This window comes from Pseudomonas sp. RIT-PI-r (assembly GCF_001297015.1).
In the GTDB taxonomy this organism is placed as follows: Bacteria; Pseudomonadota; Gammaproteobacteria; order Pseudomonadales; family Pseudomonadaceae; genus Aquipseudomonas.
This window is the reverse complement of sequence record NZ_LIGE01000018.1, coordinates 274,118-289,461: the sequence shown is the minus strand read 5'-3', so window position 1 is coordinate 289,461 and position 15,344 is coordinate 274,118. Positions and strand designations below refer to the sequence as shown.

16 protein-coding genes are annotated in these 15,344 nt (G+C 59.5%); 11 read left to right on the top strand and 5 right to left on the bottom strand.

Annotated elements, in window-relative coordinates:
* Positions 1–56 precede the first annotated feature (56 nt).
* The 6 genes from dibA to AK821_RS07130 all read left to right on the top strand — a co-directional run bounded on the left by dibA (position 57) and on the right by AK821_RS07130 (position 6,409).
* Positions 57–1,976 (top strand): phosphodiesterase DibA, encoded by a 1,920-nt coding sequence (dibA, locus tag AK821_RS07155; protein WP_064389039.1) that lies wholly within the window; start codon positions 57–59, stop codon positions 1,974–1,976.
* A gap of 236 nt (positions 1,977–2,212) precedes the next feature.
* The gene (gene oscA / locus AK821_RS07150) at positions 2,213–2,395 is read left to right on the top strand and encodes a sulfur starvation response protein OscA (protein ID WP_007917682.1); all 183 of its coding nucleotides are present in this window, start codon (positions 2,213–2,215) and stop codon (positions 2,393–2,395) included.
* Between the two features lie 147 nt (positions 2,396–2,542).
* The gene (locus AK821_RS07145) at positions 2,543–3,556 is read left to right on the top strand and encodes a sulfate ABC transporter substrate-binding protein (RefSeq protein WP_038367242.1); all 1,014 of its coding nucleotides are present in this window, start codon (positions 2,543–2,545) and stop codon (positions 3,554–3,556) included.
* Between the two features lie 155 nt (positions 3,557–3,711).
* Positions 3,712–4,530: a sulfate ABC transporter permease subunit CysT gene (gene cysT / locus AK821_RS07140; RefSeq protein WP_064389038.1), complete on the top strand. Its 819-nt coding sequence runs from the start codon at positions 3,712–3,714 to the stop codon at positions 4,528–4,530.
* A gap of 13 nt (positions 4,531–4,543) precedes the next feature.
* Positions 4,544–5,416 (top strand): sulfate ABC transporter permease subunit CysW, encoded by an 873-nt coding sequence (cysW, locus tag AK821_RS07135; RefSeq protein WP_038367233.1) that lies wholly within the window; start codon positions 4,544–4,546, stop codon positions 5,414–5,416.
* 3 nt (positions 5,417–5,419) lie between these two features.
* Positions 5,420–6,409, top strand: a complete 990-nt coding sequence (locus tag AK821_RS07130; protein WP_016987602.1) for a sulfate/molybdate ABC transporter ATP-binding protein — start codon at positions 5,420–5,422, stop codon at positions 6,407–6,409.
* A 115-nt stretch (positions 6,410–6,524) separates the two neighbouring features.
* Here the strand turns inward: AK821_RS07130 and AK821_RS07125 are convergent, their stop codons facing one another.
* The gene (locus tag AK821_RS07125; protein ID WP_064389037.1) at positions 6,525–7,052 is read right to left on the bottom strand and encodes an Mpo1 family 2-hydroxy fatty acid dioxygenase; all 528 of its coding nucleotides are present in this window, start codon (positions 7,050–7,052) and stop codon (positions 6,525–6,527) included.
* 84 nt (positions 7,053–7,136) lie between these two features.
* Between AK821_RS07125 and AK821_RS07120 the strand changes: the two genes are divergently transcribed.
* Entirely contained in the window at positions 7,137–7,814 is a 678-nt protein-coding gene (locus AK821_RS07120) for a Crp/Fnr family transcriptional regulator (RefSeq protein ID WP_064389036.1), read from the top strand.
* Positions 7,815–7,937: 123 nt separating this feature from the next.
* Here the strand turns inward: AK821_RS07120 and uraH are convergent, their stop codons facing one another.
* Positions 7,938–8,348, bottom strand: a complete 411-nt coding sequence (gene uraH / locus AK821_RS07115; RefSeq protein WP_064389035.1) for a hydroxyisourate hydrolase — start codon at positions 8,346–8,348, stop codon at positions 7,938–7,940.
* A gap of 12 nt (positions 8,349–8,360) precedes the next feature.
* Positions 8,361–8,846 carry a GlcG/HbpS family heme-binding protein gene (locus AK821_RS07110; protein WP_064389034.1) on the bottom strand — a complete coding sequence of 162 codons (486 nt, stop codon included), beginning with the start codon at positions 8,844–8,846 and terminating at the stop codon, positions 8,361–8,363.
* A 136-nt stretch (positions 8,847–8,982) separates the two neighbouring features.
* On the opposite strand from AK821_RS07110, the gene AK821_RS07105 reads away from it, so the two are divergent.
* The 3 genes from AK821_RS07105 (at position 8,983) to AK821_RS07095 (ending at position 11,402) form a co-directional block, all read left to right on the top strand.
* Complete coding sequence (locus AK821_RS07105; RefSeq protein WP_007917671.1) at positions 8,983–9,663, top strand: heavy metal response regulator transcription factor; 681 nt, start codon at positions 8,983–8,985, stop codon at positions 9,661–9,663.
* Complete coding sequence (locus tag AK821_RS07100) at positions 9,653–11,071, top strand: heavy metal sensor histidine kinase (protein ID WP_064389033.1); 1,419 nt, start codon at positions 9,653–9,655, stop codon at positions 11,069–11,071. Before AK821_RS07105 ends, AK821_RS07100 begins: the two co-directional genes overlap by 11 nt.
* Positions 11,072–11,156: 85 nt before the next feature.
* Positions 11,157–11,402, top strand: coding sequence for a helix-turn-helix domain-containing protein (locus AK821_RS07095; RefSeq protein WP_064389032.1), 246 nt, complete (start codon positions 11,157–11,159; stop codon positions 11,400–11,402).
* 38 nt (positions 11,403–11,440) lie between these two features.
* Here the strand turns inward: AK821_RS07095 and AK821_RS07090 are convergent, their stop codons facing one another.
* Positions 11,441–12,445: an AraC family transcriptional regulator gene (locus AK821_RS07090; protein ID WP_064389031.1), complete on the bottom strand. Its 1,005-nt coding sequence runs from the start codon at positions 12,443–12,445 to the stop codon at positions 11,441–11,443.
* 100 nt (positions 12,446–12,545) lie between these two features.
* On the opposite strand from AK821_RS07090, the gene AK821_RS07085 reads away from it, so the two are divergent.
* Positions 12,546–13,619, top strand: a complete 1,074-nt coding sequence (locus AK821_RS07085) for a fatty acid desaturase (protein ID WP_064389030.1) — start codon at positions 12,546–12,548, stop codon at positions 13,617–13,619.
* Between the two features lie 105 nt (positions 13,620–13,724).
* Here the strand turns inward: AK821_RS07085 and AK821_RS07080 are convergent, their stop codons facing one another.
* Positions 13,725–15,335, bottom strand: coding sequence for an arylsulfatase (locus tag AK821_RS07080; RefSeq protein ID WP_064389029.1), 1,611 nt, complete (start codon positions 15,333–15,335; stop codon positions 13,725–13,727).
* Positions 15,336–15,344 lie beyond the last annotated feature (9 nt).

Sequence of the window (15,344 nt, the reverse complement as noted above, 5' to 3'; positions counted from 1 at the left end):
GCTGGATGTTTCTTGACCTATAATTCCAACCTTTTTGTAGGGACATGGACAGCCGAATGTCTGCCACATATCGCGATGCCTTGCGTGCAGCGCTGCTCTATCTCGTGCTTGCCGTCGTCTGGCTGCAAGGTGCTGATCATTTATTAAACAATTTCTTCGATAGCTCCGTCGATCTGGCGCGATGGCAACTGATCAACGGTTACCTGTTTGCGGCGGTCAGCGCCGGTCTGATCTTTCTCGCTCGGGCACGCCTCTGCGAATTTCTCGGAATCGGAGCGCACCTGCGTGAACGGCATGCCGATCGCGAGCGCCTGCGCCAGGCTGCTGCGGTGTTCGATTGCACTCGCGAGGGGGTATTGGTCACCAACCATCAGGGGCTGATCGTCCACGTCAATCGCGCCTTTATGGAGATCACCGGTTATCAACGCGAAGAAGTGCTCGGGCAGCAGCCGAGCCTGTTCAAGTCGGGTCATCATCCGCCGGGGTTCTATCAGGCGATGTTTGCCACTCTGGAGGCGCAGGGCGAGTGGAGCGGGGAAATCTGGAACCGGCGCAAAAGCGGTGAAATTTATCCACAATGGCAAACCATCCGCATCATTCACGATGATCAAGGCCGACTCAGTCATTACGTCGCAGTGTTCTCCGACATCAGCGCGATCAAGGACTCCGAGCACGAGCTCAAGCATCTCGCCCATCACGATCCGCTGACCGACCTGCCCAATCGCCTGTTGTTCAGCGACCGCGCCGAGCAGGCGCTGGCGTCTGCGCAGATCCACAAGCGTGGCTGTGCCTTGCTGATGCTCGATCTCGATCACTTCAAAATGATCAATGACAGTCTCGGCCATAACGTCGGTGATCGCTTGCTCAAGGCTGTGGCGATTCGTTTGCAGGCGTTGTTCGGCCCCGGCATTACCCTGGCGCGCCTCGGTGGCGACGAGTTCGCGGTGCTGGCGGAAAGTTGTCCACAACCGGGCCAGGCAGCGGCGCTGGCGCAACGCATTCTCGATGCGCTCAAGGAACCGTTCTGCTTCGATGCTCACCCATTATTCATTAACGCCAGCATCGGCATCAGCCTGTTTCCCAGCGACGCACTGAGCGCCGAGCAATTGTTGCGCAATGCCGATGCGGCGCTGTTCAAGGCCAAGAGCAGCGGTCGTAACGGTTACGCCTTGTACACCGAAGAACTCACCGTCCACGCCCAGCAACGGGTTGAAACAGCTTTTGAACTGCGCCGCGCGCTGGAGCAGCAGGAACTGCGGGTCTATTACCAACCGGTGCATGACTTGAAAAGCAGTCGCCTGATCGGGGTGGAGGCACTGGTGCGCTGGCAGCATCCGCAGCGCGGCCTGGTGTCGCCGGCGGAATTCATCCCGATTGCCGAGCGCACCGGGCTGATCGCCGAGATCGATGCCTGGGTGATGCAGCAGGCATGTCGGCAGATGTGCCAGTGGCAACAGGCCGGAATCGTGTTGTCGTTTGTTGCGGTGAATGTGTCGTCGCGCTTGTTCGCCCGACGTGAGCTGTATCAGCAGGTCGCTCAAGTGCTGCATGAAACCGGGTTGAACCCGGCTTGTCTGGAGCTGGAAGTCACCGAAAGTGCGGTGATGGATGACCCTGAAGTGGCGCTGGAACAGATGCATCGTCTACGCGAGCTGGGCATTCGTCTGGCCATCGATGATTTTGGCACCGGCTATTCGTCGCTGCTGCGGCTCAAGCGCTTGCCGGTGCAGAAGCTGAAGATCGATCAGGGTTTCGTCGCCGGGCTGCCGTGGGACGAGGATGACGCAGCGATTGTCCGGGTGATCATCGCGCTGGCGCGGAGCATGGGCATGCAGGTGCATGCGGAAGGGATCGAGCAGGCGGAACAGGCGGTGTTTTTGCTGGAGCAGGCATGTGAGTTGGGGCAGGGGTATTGGTTTGGGCGGCCGGTTCCGGCGTTGGAGATTGATTGGGATCGCGCGCCATTGATTGGTTAAAAATCAAAAGATCGCAGCCTTCGGCAGCTCCTACGGTAATTGTGTAGGAGCTGCCGAAGGCTGCGATCTTTTGCTTCAACAGGCTGCAAACCCTTGCCCCGCCACATAATGTTTTCTAGTTATATAAACATTCTTAAATAGTCTTTTTAAGAATATCCGCGCCTCTCTTATATTGCTCCCACGCCGAACGCAGTGCCGCCCACTGCCAGGCAAATCCCATTCAAAGGAGCAGCACCATGAGCGCATCCCTTCGCAGCGTTGACGGTCAGGACGAAAGCACCATCTTGCGTGAAATCCAGAGCGCCCTGCGCGATCTGCGTTTCGGCGCGGTGGAGATCACTGTGCACAACGCGCAAGTCGTGCAGATCGAACGCAAAGAGAAATTCCGTTTGCAGCAACCCGGTAAACAACCGGGCTGAGTTGAAGATCAAAAGATCGCAGCCTGCGGCAGCTCCTACAGGGGGCTGTGTGTAGGAGCTGCCGCAGGCGGCGATCTTTGAACCGGCAACACGATTTCCGAAATACATAAGAAAAAGCCACCACCAAGAATTCCAGGAGCTTTCACCATGTCGTCGATTCGCCGTTACGCTTTGGCCGCCCTGGCCAGCGCTGTGTTTGCCGGTTCCGCGGTTGCCAAGGATTACGAACTGCTCAACGTGTCGTATGACCCGACGCGCGAGCTGTATCAGGACTACAACGCTGAATTCATCAAGTTCTGGCAGAAAGACCACGCCGGCGACACCGTGAAAATCCAGCAATCCCACGGCGGTTCGGGCAAGCAGGGCCGTGCGGTGATCGACGGTCTGCGCGCTGACGTGGTGACTCTGGCCCTGGCCGGTGATATCGACGAAATCGCCAAACTCGGCAAGACCCTGCCCGCCGATTGGCAGAAGCGTCTGCCGGAAGCGAGCACGCCGTACACCTCGACCATCGTCTTCCTGGTGCGCAAGGGCAACCCGAAAGGCATCAAGGACTGGGGCGATCTGGTCAAGAACGATGTCTCGGTGATCACCCCGAACCCGAAAACCTCCGGCGGTGCGCGCTGGAACTTCCTCGCCGCGTGGGCCTACGGCCTGAAAGCCAACGGCGGTGACGAAGCCAAAGCCAAAGAATACGTCCAGACCCTGTTCAAGCACGTGCCGATTCTTGACACCGGTGCTCGCGGTTCGACCATCACCTTCGTCAACAACGGTCAGGGTGACGTGTTGCTGGCCTGGGAAAACGAAGCGTTCCTGGCGCTGAAAGAAGATGGCGGCGCCGACAAGTTCGACATCGTCGTGCCTTCGCTGTCGATCCTCGCCGAACCGCCAGTGGCCGTGGTCGACAAGAACGCCGAGAAGAAGGGCAACGAGCAAATTGCCGAAGCCTATCTGAAACACCTGTACAGCCCGGCCGGTCAGGAAATCGCCGCGAAAAACTTCTACCGTCCGCGTGACAAGGACGTGGCGGCCAAGTACGCCCAGCAGTTCCCGAAACTGGACCTGGTGACCATCGACAAGGACTTCGGCGGCTGGAAAACCGCGCAGCCGAAATTCTTCAACGACGGTGGCGTGTTCGACCAGATTTATCAGGCGCAGTAATCTGACCCACAACGAGCCTACTGTTTAGGCACACCACATGTGGGAGCGAGCCTGCTCGCGAAGGCGGTATTTCAGGCGACAGGGATGTTGACTGATACTCCCTCTTCGCGAGCAGGCTCGCTCCCACATTGATGCGTTTTTAACCAAGGACTTTTATGTCGCGTCGTATCTCCCCCGTCATACCCGGCTTCGGGCTGACGCTGGGCTACACCTTGGTGTACCTCAGCCTGATTGTGCTTATCCCGCTGGCGGCGATGTTCGTCCACGCCGCGCAACTCACCTGGGATCAGTTCTGGACGATCATTTCCGCGCCGCGGGTGCTGGCTGCGTTGAAGCTGAGCTTCGGCACCGCGCTGTGTGCCGCGACCATCAACGGCATCATCGGCACGCTGCTGGCATGGGTGCTGGTGCGCTACACCTTCCCGGGGCGCAAGGTGATCGACGCGATGATCGATCTGCCATTCGCCCTGCCGACAGCTGTCGCCGGTATCGCGCTGACCGCGCTGTACGCGCCGGCCGGTCTGGTCGGGCAATTCGCTGCTGACCTCGGTTTCAAAATCGCCTACACCCCACTCGGTATCACCTTGGCGCTGACTTTTGTCACACTGCCGTTCGTGGTGCGCACGGTGCAGCCGGTGCTGGCCGACATTCCCCGCGAAGTCGAAGAAGCTGCCGCGTGCCTCGGCGCGAAACCGTTGCAGGTGTTCCGCCACATCCTCGTCCCCGCACTGCTGCCCGCCTGGCTCACCGGTTTTGCCCTGGCGTTCGCGCGTGGCGTCGGCGAGTACGGTTCGGTGATTTTCATTGCCGGCAACATGCCGATGAAAACCGAGATCCTGCCGCTGCTGATCATGGTCAAACTCGATCAATACGATTACACCGGCGCTACCGCCATCGGCGTGCTGATGCTGGTGGTTTCCTTCGTCCTGTTGCTGCTGATCAACTTGCTGCAGCGGCGCATCGAAACCCCATAAGGAGGCGCGAACAATGTCCCAATCGTCTATTGCGGCCGCCTCTTCGGCCAACGCTGCACGCCGTGGCAGTGCCACTTCGCGCAGAATCCTGATCGGCCTTGGCTGGCTGGTTTTTTTCCTGTTTCTGCTGCTGCCGTTGTTCATCGTCGTATCGCAGGGTTTGAAGAATGGCCTCGGTGCATTCTTCACCGCGATCTTTGAACCGGATGCGCTGTCGGCGCTGAAACTCACCGTGTTCGCCGTGCTGATTTCGGTGCCGTTGAACCTGGTGTTCGGCGTCAGTGCCGCGTGGTGCGTAAGCAAATACTCGTTCCGTGGCAAGAGCATGCTGGTGACACTGATTGACCTGCCGTTCTCGGTGTCGCCGGTGATTGCCGGTCTGGTCTACGTGCTGATGTTTGGTGCGCAGGGCCTGTTCGGACCGTGGCTGCAGGATCACGACATCCAGATCGTCTTCGCTCTGCCGGGCATCGTGCTGGCGACGATTTTCGTCACCGTGCCGTTCGTGGCCCGTGAGCTGATCCCGCTGATGCAGGAACAGGGCACGCAGGAAGAAGAAGCCGCGCGCCTGCTCGGTGCCAACGGCTGGCAAATGTTCTGGCATGTCACCGTGCCGAACATCAAGTGGGGCCTGATCTATGGCGTGGTGCTGTGTACCGCGCGGGCCATGGGTGAATTCGGTGCGGTGTCGGTGGTCTCCGGGCACATTCGCGGGGTGACCAACACCTTGCCGCTGCACGTCGAGATCCTCTACAACGAATACAACCACGTGGCCGCGTTCGCCGTGGCGAGCCTGTTGCTGATCCTGGCGCTCTTCATCCTGCTGCTCAAGCAGTGGAGCGAAAACCGTATCAACCGCCTGCGCGCCAGCGCCGCGGAGGAATAATTCATGTCGATCGAAGTGCGTAACGTCAGCAAGAATTTCAATGCCTTCAAGGCGCTGGACAACATCAGCCTGGATATCCACAGCGGTGAACTGGTCGCGCTGCTCGGCCCCTCGGGCTGCGGCAAGACCACGCTGCTGCGGATCATCGCCGGTCTGGAAACCCCGGATAACGGCAATATCGTTTTCCACGGTGAAGACGTTTCCGGCCACGACGTGCGTGATCGCAACGTCGGTTTCGTGTTCCAGCACTACGCCTTGTTCCGCCACATGACCGTGTTCGACAACGTCGCATTCGGCCTGCGCATGAAACCGAAAAACCAGCGCCCGAGCGAAAGCCAGATCGCGGTCAAGGTGCACGAACTGCTGAACATGGTGCAGCTGGATTGGCTGTCGGATCGTTATCCGGAGCAGTTGTCCGGTGGGCAACGTCAGCGGATTGCGTTGGCCCGCGCCTTGGCAGTGGAGCCTAAAGTGCTGCTGCTCGACGAACCCTTCGGCGCCCTCGATGCCAAGGTACGTAAAGAGCTGCGCCGTTGGCTGGCGCGTTTGCACGAAGACATCAACCTGACCTCGGTATTCGTGACCCACGACCAGGAAGAGGCGATGGAGGTTGCTGACCGTATCGTGGTGATGAACAAGGGCGTGATCGAGCAGATCGGCTCACCGGGTGACGTCTACGAAAATCCGGCCAGTGATTTCGTTTATCACTTCCTCGGCGATTCGAACCGCTTGCTGCTGAGCGACGACAATCACGTGCTGTTCCGCCCGCATGAAGTGTCGTTGTCCAAGCATGAGCTGGAGGATCACCATGCGGCGGAGGTGCGTGATATCCGGCCGTTGGGCGCGACCACGCGGGTGACGTTGAAAGTAGAAGGGCAGACGGATTTGATCGAAGCTGAAGTGGTGAAAGATCACGACAGCCTGATCGGCTTGGCCAAAGGTGAAACACTGTTCTTCAAACCCAAGGTCTGGCAGAAAGTCGCCAGCCTTTAAGATCAAAAGATCGCAGCCTGCGGCAGCTCCTACAGGGGTTTCGGTTGGTCACACATTTTGTGATCGACCAAACCCACTGTAGGAGCTGCCGCAGGCTGCGATCTTTTAAAGCGGCCTAAGCCGCCGCTTTTTTGTTCGGATTAACCCGCACCACCCCCGCCCGCGCCTCGATCTGCTCTTTCAATTCATGCCGCATCCCGAGCATGAACGCCAACTCGGCCACCACAAACAACGGCCCGACGATCAGCCCCGATACATCATCGACAAACGCCGGTTTGCGCCCTTCATAGTGATGCCCGACAAACTGGATCACCCAGCCGATCACAAACATCGCCAGGCCGCTGCTCAACCAGACCATGGTGCTTTGCTGCGCCAGCACATGCCCGGCCCACACGGATAAACCCATCAGCACCGTCATCAATACCCCGAGCTTCACTTCCAGCCGCAGATAAAAACACGCCGAAGCCAGCGCCACGACAACGGCTGGAGATATCCACAAGCCGCCCAGCGACCATTCCGGCCGCGACAACAAAACCGCCACCGCCACCACAATCAGCGGAATGCCGATAAAGTGGCTGGCGATGTTGCGCGGATCGCGGTGGTAGGCGGCGTATTGACTGAGGTGGTCGACGAGGCTTTTCATTGTTGTTCCTCCGGTAGGGTTGATCGCATCATCCCTCGGGATCAGGGTTCGCTCTGTCAGGCAGGCGACAATCCAGGAGTGTTTATGCAAATTCGTTCACGGTTGATGAGCGGCCAGTGGTTCAGTCATCTGCCGGCGTCCTTTCAGGATAGCTTGCTGGCGGCGGCCCGGGAGCGGCGGCTGACGGCGGGGCAGCGCTTGTTCCAGCGCGGCGATGCGCCGTGCGGCTTGTACGCGGTGCTCGATGGCGTCGTGCGGATCGGCGCGGTGAGTGAGCAGGGCAAGGAAGCTTTGTTGAGTCTGGTAGAAGCGCCGCACTGGTTCGGCGAAATCTGCCTGTTCGATGGTCAGCCACGTACCCATGACGCCTACGCTGTGGGGCCGTGCACGTTGCTGAATATTCCGCAGGCGACGCTGCTGAAACTGCTCGATGAGAACCCCGTGTACTGGCGGCATCTGGCACTGCTGATGAGCCACAAACTGCGCCTGGCCTTCATCAACCTCGAACAACTGAGCCTGCTGCCGGCCCCGGCACGTCTGGCTCATCGCTTGCTGATGATTGCCGAAGGCTACGGCGAACTCGACTCGCCGCGTCGTGTACTGCAACTGCCGCAGGAGCAGTTGGCGTCGATGCTGTCGCTGTCGCGGCAGACCACTAACCAGATCCTCAAGGATTTGCAGGGGCAGGGGATTATCGGGCTTGGCTATGGCGAGATCGAAATCATTGATGCTGCGCGGTTGCGCGCCCTGGCCACGATCTAGGATCTAACACCGAACCATTGTAGGAGTGAGCCTGCTCGCGATAGCGGTCTGTCAGTCACAGATTGATCAACTGACAGATTGCTATCGCGAGCAGGCTCACTCCTACAGGGGATTTGTGCGGGATCAGGAGCCGCGATAGGTCGAGAAGCCGTAAGGGCTGAGCAGCAGCGGGATGTGGTAGTGCTGATCGGTCTGCTTCACTTCAAAAATCACCGGGATTTCCGGGAAGAACGTGTCGTGCTTGATCTTCTTGTAGTACTCGCCGGTCTTGAACACCACGCGGTATTCACCCGCTTCAAAAGGCTGTTTGGCCGGGAACAGCTCGGCAATTCGCCCCTGTTCATTGGTGGTGCCTTGGGCCAGCGGCTGCCAGTTCTGGCCGACGTGTTTTTCCAGGGTCACGTTGATGCCCGGCGACGGCAGGCCGTTTTCCAGGTTGAGGACGTGCACGCTCAGCGGATTGCCGGCAGCCAGAGCCAGGCTGGAAAAAGCGCTCAGGCCAAGCGCGGCGAAAGACATGCGCAAAGTGCTCATGGATGAATCTCCTTATTGGGAACGGGTAGTGGCCAGACCGGTTTTCTCGGCAGCCTTGATCGCACAGTTTTCGTCTTGCTCGCCGCCGCCGGAACCGGCCACGCCCATCGCACCGACCAGTTCATCAGCGGCGAACAAAGGGATGCCCCCACCAAGCAGCAGCAACTCGTCGAGGGTATTGAGATTGGCGGTTTCCGGGTTGCTGCGGGCACGTTCGGCGAACAGCCGGGTGGCAGTTTTGGTCGACAGTGCGGTGTAAGCCTTGCGCTGGCTGGCGGCGGTGTTGTGCGGGCCGACACCGTCGCCGCGCAGGGTCACTAGCAGATTGCCGCCCCGATCGAGCACCGACACCGTGCCGGTGCAGTTGGTCATTGCCGTGTCGGCGAGCAGGCGTGCGGTTTTCAGGTCGAGATCAGCGTGGCGCGGTAGCTCAGGACTGGCGGCAGCGACGCCACTGAGGCCGATCATCAGGCTTGCAACGAGGAATTTGACGGTCATGGACAGGCTCCAAAAGCGAAGGTCCTCACCTTAATCGCCGGTCCTCGTCAGAACCTCGTCAGTCTGATTACAAGTTTGTAATGGGCAACGCCGCCGAAGACGCCTAGCCTGTGTGTCTGAATAATCGAGGTGTGCCATGCGTTTGCTGGTCGTAGAAGATGAAGCCAAAACCGCGAATTTCCTCGCCAAGGGCCTGGGCGAGTCGGGTTTTGCCGTGGACGTGGCGCTCAATGGTCTCGATGGTCGTTACTTTATCGAGCAGCAGGAATATGACCTGATCATCCTCGACGTGATGCTCCCCGGCCTCAACGGCTGGCAATTGCTGCAGCTGATTCGCCAGCGCGGCGCCACGCCGGTGTTGTTCCTCACCGCCAAGGACGCCATCGAAGACCGCGTGCGCGGGCTCGAACTGGGCGCCGACGATTACTTGCTCAAACCCTTCGCCTTCGCCGAACTGCTCGCGCGGGTGCGCACCTTGCTGCGGCGCGGGCCGATGCGCGAAGCCGAGTCGTACAGCATCGCCGATCTGGAAATCGACGTGCTGCGCCGCCGCGTCAGTCGCGGCGGCCAGCGCATCGCCCTGACCAACAAGGAATTCGCCCTGCTGCAATTGCTCGCCAGTCGCCAGGGCGAAGTGCTGTCGCGCACGCTGATTGCCTCGCAGGTATGGAACCTGAATTTCGACAGCGACACCAACATGGTTGAAGTCGCGGTGCGGCGCCTGCGCTCGAAAGTCGATGATCCGTACATGCCGAAACTGATTCACACCGTGCGCGGCGTCGGTTATCAACTGGAAGCCCCTGACGATGCGCTCTAGGTCGATCGCCTGGCGCCTGGCGCTGGCGTTCGCATTGGTCTGCGCTTTGGTGTTGAGTGCGATTGGTGTGTTTCTCTATCGGTCGCTGGCCGCAGAAATCGCCTACCGCGACGACCTCGCGTTGCTCGGTCGACTGGAGCAGGTACGCGCCTTGCTTGCCGACAGCGACAGCCTCGACGCTTTGCAGGCGCGGCCGCGGTTGTATCAGAACATGCTCGGCAACCTCGACAGCCTGTTGCTGGTGCGCCGCGCCGACGGTTCCAGCGTGATCGCCATCAACCCGCGTCAGCGCGATCTGCCAACCCTCAACGCGATCCCCCGCGAGCAAACGCCGCAGCGCCGCGACGTGCTGACCTGGCAAGCGCCGGACGGTGCCGAGCTGGCGCTGTTATCCGGTGAGGCGCAAGGGCCGAACGGTGAACCGCTGACGATCATCGCCGGCAAGGTGCTGAGCGAGCGCGAGTCAATGCTCGGCAGTTATCGCATGCGCTTGTACTTGTCCGTTGGGATCGGTGCGTTACTGGCTTTTGCCTTGGGTCTACTGCTACTGCGAAGGGGCCTGCAACCGCTACGTCAGTTGAGCGAAGCGGTGCGCGGCATCGATCTGCGCAGCCTCGATCAACGGTTGCCCGACCATGGCACGCCCGCTGAACTGCTTGAACCGGTACAGGCGCTCAACGGCATGCTCGCGCGGCTGGACGACAGCGTGCAGCGGCTGTCGCAGTTCTCCGCCGACCTCGCCCATGAAATTCGCACGCCGTTGCACACCTTGCTCGCCAGCAACGGGCAAGCGCTGAATCATCCGCGCAGCACGGCGGAATATCAGGAGGTGCTGGCCTCGAACATGGAAGAGTTCGAACGGCTCAAACGCATGGCGGAGAACCTGATGTTCCTCGCCCGCGCCGAGCAGGCCGAGCGAGCGCTCAATCTGCAGACACTGGTTTTGCACAGCGTTGGTAGTGAACTGTGTGATTACTTTGAAGCCTTGGCGGATGACCGAGATCTGCGGCTGGACAACCAACTGCACGGCGAACTGCTTGCCGATCAGCAACTGCTGCAACGGGCGCTTGGCAATCTACTGGCTAATGCTGTGCGTCATGCTGACTCCGGAACCGTGATCAGCCTGCGTCGCCGTGACGAGTCGGGCTGGTGCTGGTTACAAGTGCACAACCATGGCCAGGCGATTGCGCCGGAGCATCTGGGCAAACTGTTCGACCGCTTCTACCGCGTCGATCCATCACGGGCAGAGCCGGGAGATTCGGGCGGGTTGGGGTTGGCGATTGTGCAGTCGATCATGCAGTTGCATGGGGGACAGGTGCGGGTCGGCAGTGATGCTGACGGCACCGTTTTTGAGCTAGGGTTTGTGGTGAGCAAGTGGTGCTTAAATAGAGAGGCTAATCAGATTTAAATTGGCTTGCAAAAAATATGCATTAAATAGAATGCATATTTGCTGATTTTTCTAAAATGCATCGTAAGTAATGCAGGCATCCACAATGGAAAAAATAGGTAAGTTGATTAGAGAGCTCCGTAAGGCTAAGGGACTTTCTCAGCAAATGTTAGCCCAACAGTACGGCATGAGCCGCGCGACAATTTCTGGTATCGAAAACAACACCGTTTCTGAGATTGGCTTGCGAAAGGTGGAGGCAATACTGAATGGTTTGGGCTATGAACTCGCTGCGGTTTCTCGACCGTCCCGTCCGACGCTCGATACGCTGAAAAAGGAAAACTTCCATCGCTAAGCCAATCTATCAGCTGAACAGTTCTCGTTAGCTGAGCATCAGCGCAAGCCATCCCGAAACTGCCCCGGCGTCAGCCCCGTCCAGCGCTTGAACGCACGGCTGAAGCTGCTGGTATCCGCAAACCCCAGCAGGTAACTCACCTCGCTCAACGAACACTGCGGATCGCGAAGATGCAGCAGCGCGAGGTTCTCGCGGCTCTCGTTGAGCAACGTATCAAAGCGATAACCCTCATCCGCCAGATGCCGTTGCAAACTGCGCAAGCTCAGGTGCAACGCCTGGGCAATCCGTTCAGCACTCGGCTCGCCTTCCGGCAATTGTTCTTCAATAGCATCGCGCACCTTGCGCTCCCAAGTCAGCGGCTTGAGCTGGGCCATCGTACGTTTCAGCACTGCCTCATTATGTTCAGCGAGCTCCGGGTTGGCGTCGTCGAGGTGGCTGTCGAAATCGGCGAGGGCGAATTCCAGGCGATCCTCGGCACAGCCGAAATGCACCGGGGCGCGGAAGACTTTGTGCCATTGGTGCGCATCGCTCGGCTCCGGACGGCGCAGATACACGGCGAGTGGCGCGTAATCGCGGCCGAGGCGATTGCGGCAGGTGCGCACGTAGATCGCGGTGAACGCATCGATGGCTTCGAAGGCTGGCGCCGGATTGCCTGACGGAATTTTCAGACGGAATTGATAGCGGTCTTCGCTGCGGCTCAGTTCCAGCTCCAGCGCATCGCTGACCACCGGGTGATAACGCACGATGCGTTCGAACACCTCACGCAAGCTACCGCTGGCGACCAGCGCGTAACCGAGGGCATGGAAGGTGGTCGGGCTGACAAAGCGTGACACGCGCAGCCCGATCGCCGGGTCGCCGCTGACCTGCACGGCGATTTCCCACAGGCGTGTAGTGCCGGACAGCGGGTAGCGCGCGTTAGGGTCGTCCATCAAGTCTGGATCGAGCCCGGCCTGTTGGCACAGGGCAATGCTGTCCAGCCCCAGCGCATCGAGTTGCTTGCGCAAGGCACGGGTCCAACTGGCGAGGGAGGTCGGTTCCTTCATGCTGATTGGCGCTTCCGGTCAACAGGTTGGCGTTCTCGGCTACCGCAATTGAAGCCTTGGCGAGGCACGATGCGAACATCATAAACCCGAGGATGGAAGCATGGACGGTACTTCTGCAAGTCCCCAGCGACACAATGCGGCCCAGCGATCAGCGCATATTCGCCAAGTGGTGCTGGCCAAAGGCGTCGAATTGCGTGAGCGTTACCCGATTCTCAAGCATCAGGATGCGTTGGGCGCGGGGATTCTGGCCTTTGCCCTGATCGGGATGATCGGCTCGGCGACGCTGTACATCACCGGCCATATGGCGTGGTGGGCGTGCCTGTTGCTCAATGCTTTTTTTGCTTCGCTGACCCATGAACTGGAACACGACCTGATCCACAGCATGTATTTCCGCAAGCAGCGCGTGCCGCACAATTTGATGATGGGCCTGGTGTGGCTAGCGCGGCCGAGCACGATCAACCCGTGGATTCGTCGGCATCTGCACCTCAATCACCACAAGGTTTCCGGCACTGAAACCGACATGGAAGAACGCGCGATCACCAACGGCGAGCCGTGGGGTTTTGCGCGCTTGCTGATGGTCGGCGACAACGTGATGTCGGCGTTCATCCGCATGCTGCGGGCCAAGACCTGGGCGCACAAGTTGAGCATCGTCAAGCGCTCGCTGAAGGTCTACGCACCGCTGGCGCTGGTGCATTGGGGGGCGTGGTATGTGTTTCTCGGTTTTCATGCGGCCAATGGCATCGCCTATCTGTTGGGTTCGCCGATCGAGTGGTCGGCGACCACGTTATCGGTGATGCAGGTGATCGATATCGCTGCTGTGGTGATCATCGGCCCGAACGTGTTGCGCACCTTTTGCCTGCACTTCATCAGCTCGAACATGCATTACTACGGCGATGTCGAGTTGGGTAATGTGCTGCAGCAGTGTCAGGTGCTGAACCCATGGTGGTTGTGGCCGTTGCAGGCGTTCTGCTTCAACTTTGGCAGCAGCCACGGGATTCACCATTTTGTGGTGAAAGAGCCGTTTTATATCCGCCAGATGACCGTGCCGGTGGCGCATAAAGTGATGCGGGAGATGGGGGTGCGGTTTAATGATTTCGGCACGTTTGGGCGGGCGAACCGGTTTGTTCGTCGGGATGAGGTGGTGAGTAAAGAGGTGCGTACAGCTCAAGCTTGATGGCTGACTGCACGGGCCTCATCGCGAGCAGGCTCACTCCTACAAGGGGAACGCATTCCAACTGTAGGAGTGAGCCTGCTCGCGATAGCTATACCTCAGGCAGCATCAATCTGGCTGGAAAGGCGACTCACTCAAAATCACCCCAGTCTCCTCGACATACTGCTGCCAATGCCCGATCAGCGCGCTGAGCTTCTCCGGCTGACTCTCCGCCAGATCATGAATCTCCCCCGGATCATTGCTCAAATCATAAAGCTGCCAGGTCGCCGGCCCTACCGGCCCGGGGATCCACACGGCTTTCCACGATCCCTGCCGAATCGCCCTTCGCCCAAACAATTCCCAACCCGTCACCGTGTGCTCGTCATGCACCTGCGCAGTCTCGCCAGACAAGAATCCCAGCCACGATTTGCCACGCAACGGCGCCACCGGTTTGCCGTGCCACTGCTTGCCCGGATGACGCACGCCAGCCAGATCGAGAATCGTCGGCGTGATGTCCATCACCGTGCCGAAGCCATGGCTGATCTGCCCTTTGATCGCCAACTGCGGGTAGTGCAGCAGCGCCGGCACGCGAATCCCGCCCTCAGTGGTAAACGCTTTGAACAGTCGCGACGGCGCGGTCGCTACCTGTGCCCAGTTCGGCCCGTACCAGACGTAAGAGTTGGCCCGACCAATGTTATCGAGGCTGTTGTCGTAGTGCTGGCTGAGGTACGTCACCAGTTCCGGGCCGAACTTGGGGAACGCTTCAAGCAGCGCGCCTTCGGCACCGTTGTCGGACATGAACAGGATGAACGTGTTGTCGAGTTGCCCTTGCTGGCGCAGGTAATCGACTACCCGGCCGATGTTCCAGTCCATGCGCTCGACCATCGCGGCGTAGACCTCCATCGCCCGCGCGGAAATCTGTTTTTGTTCGTCGCTCAACGCGTCCCATTGCTGGGTCAACTGAATCAGCGGATGTGGCTCAACGTCCGGCTCGATCAGGCCGAGGGCTTTGAGTTTTTCCAGGCGTTCCAGGCGCAGCACTTCAGGGCCGGCGTCATAGCGGCCACGGTATTTCTCGACGATGTCGGCGGGTGCCTGCAGCGGCCAGTGCGGCGCGGAGAACGGCAGGTAAGCGAAGAACGGCCGGGTCTGGTCACGCTCCTTGAGGTACTGCAGCAACTTGTCGCCAAAGGCATCGGAGGAATAGAAATCCTTCGGCAATTCGTCGAGAAACCGGTCATCTTCGATGTACAGCGCCGGGGTCGATTTCAGCAGGCCCGGTGTTTGTTCATCGTAGGTCGGCTCGAACCCATAGTGGTTGGCCGCGCCCGGCAGCAGCGAAAACGAACGCTCGAAACCCCGCGCATGCGGCGCCAGTTCAGCTTTCAAACCGAGGTGCCATTTGCCGCTCATCAACGTTTGATAACCGGCCTCGCGCAGCAGCTCGGGCAGCGCGACGACGCGGTCGTTGAGGTAACCCTCGTAACCCGGTTTGCCGATCAGATCCGGGGTCAGCGTCTCGGCCATGGTGCCAATGCCGGCGATGTGGTGGTCGGTGCCGGTCAGCAGCATCGAGCGGGTCGGCGAGCAGGTCGGTGCGGTATGAAAATCGGTCAGGCGCAGGCCATTGTTGGCCAATGCATCGAGGTGCGGCGTGGCGATTTCGCCGCCGAACGCACCGATGTCGGAGAAGCCTAAATCATCAGCCAGAATCACCAGAAAGTTGGGACGTTGCGGCATTGCGAAACT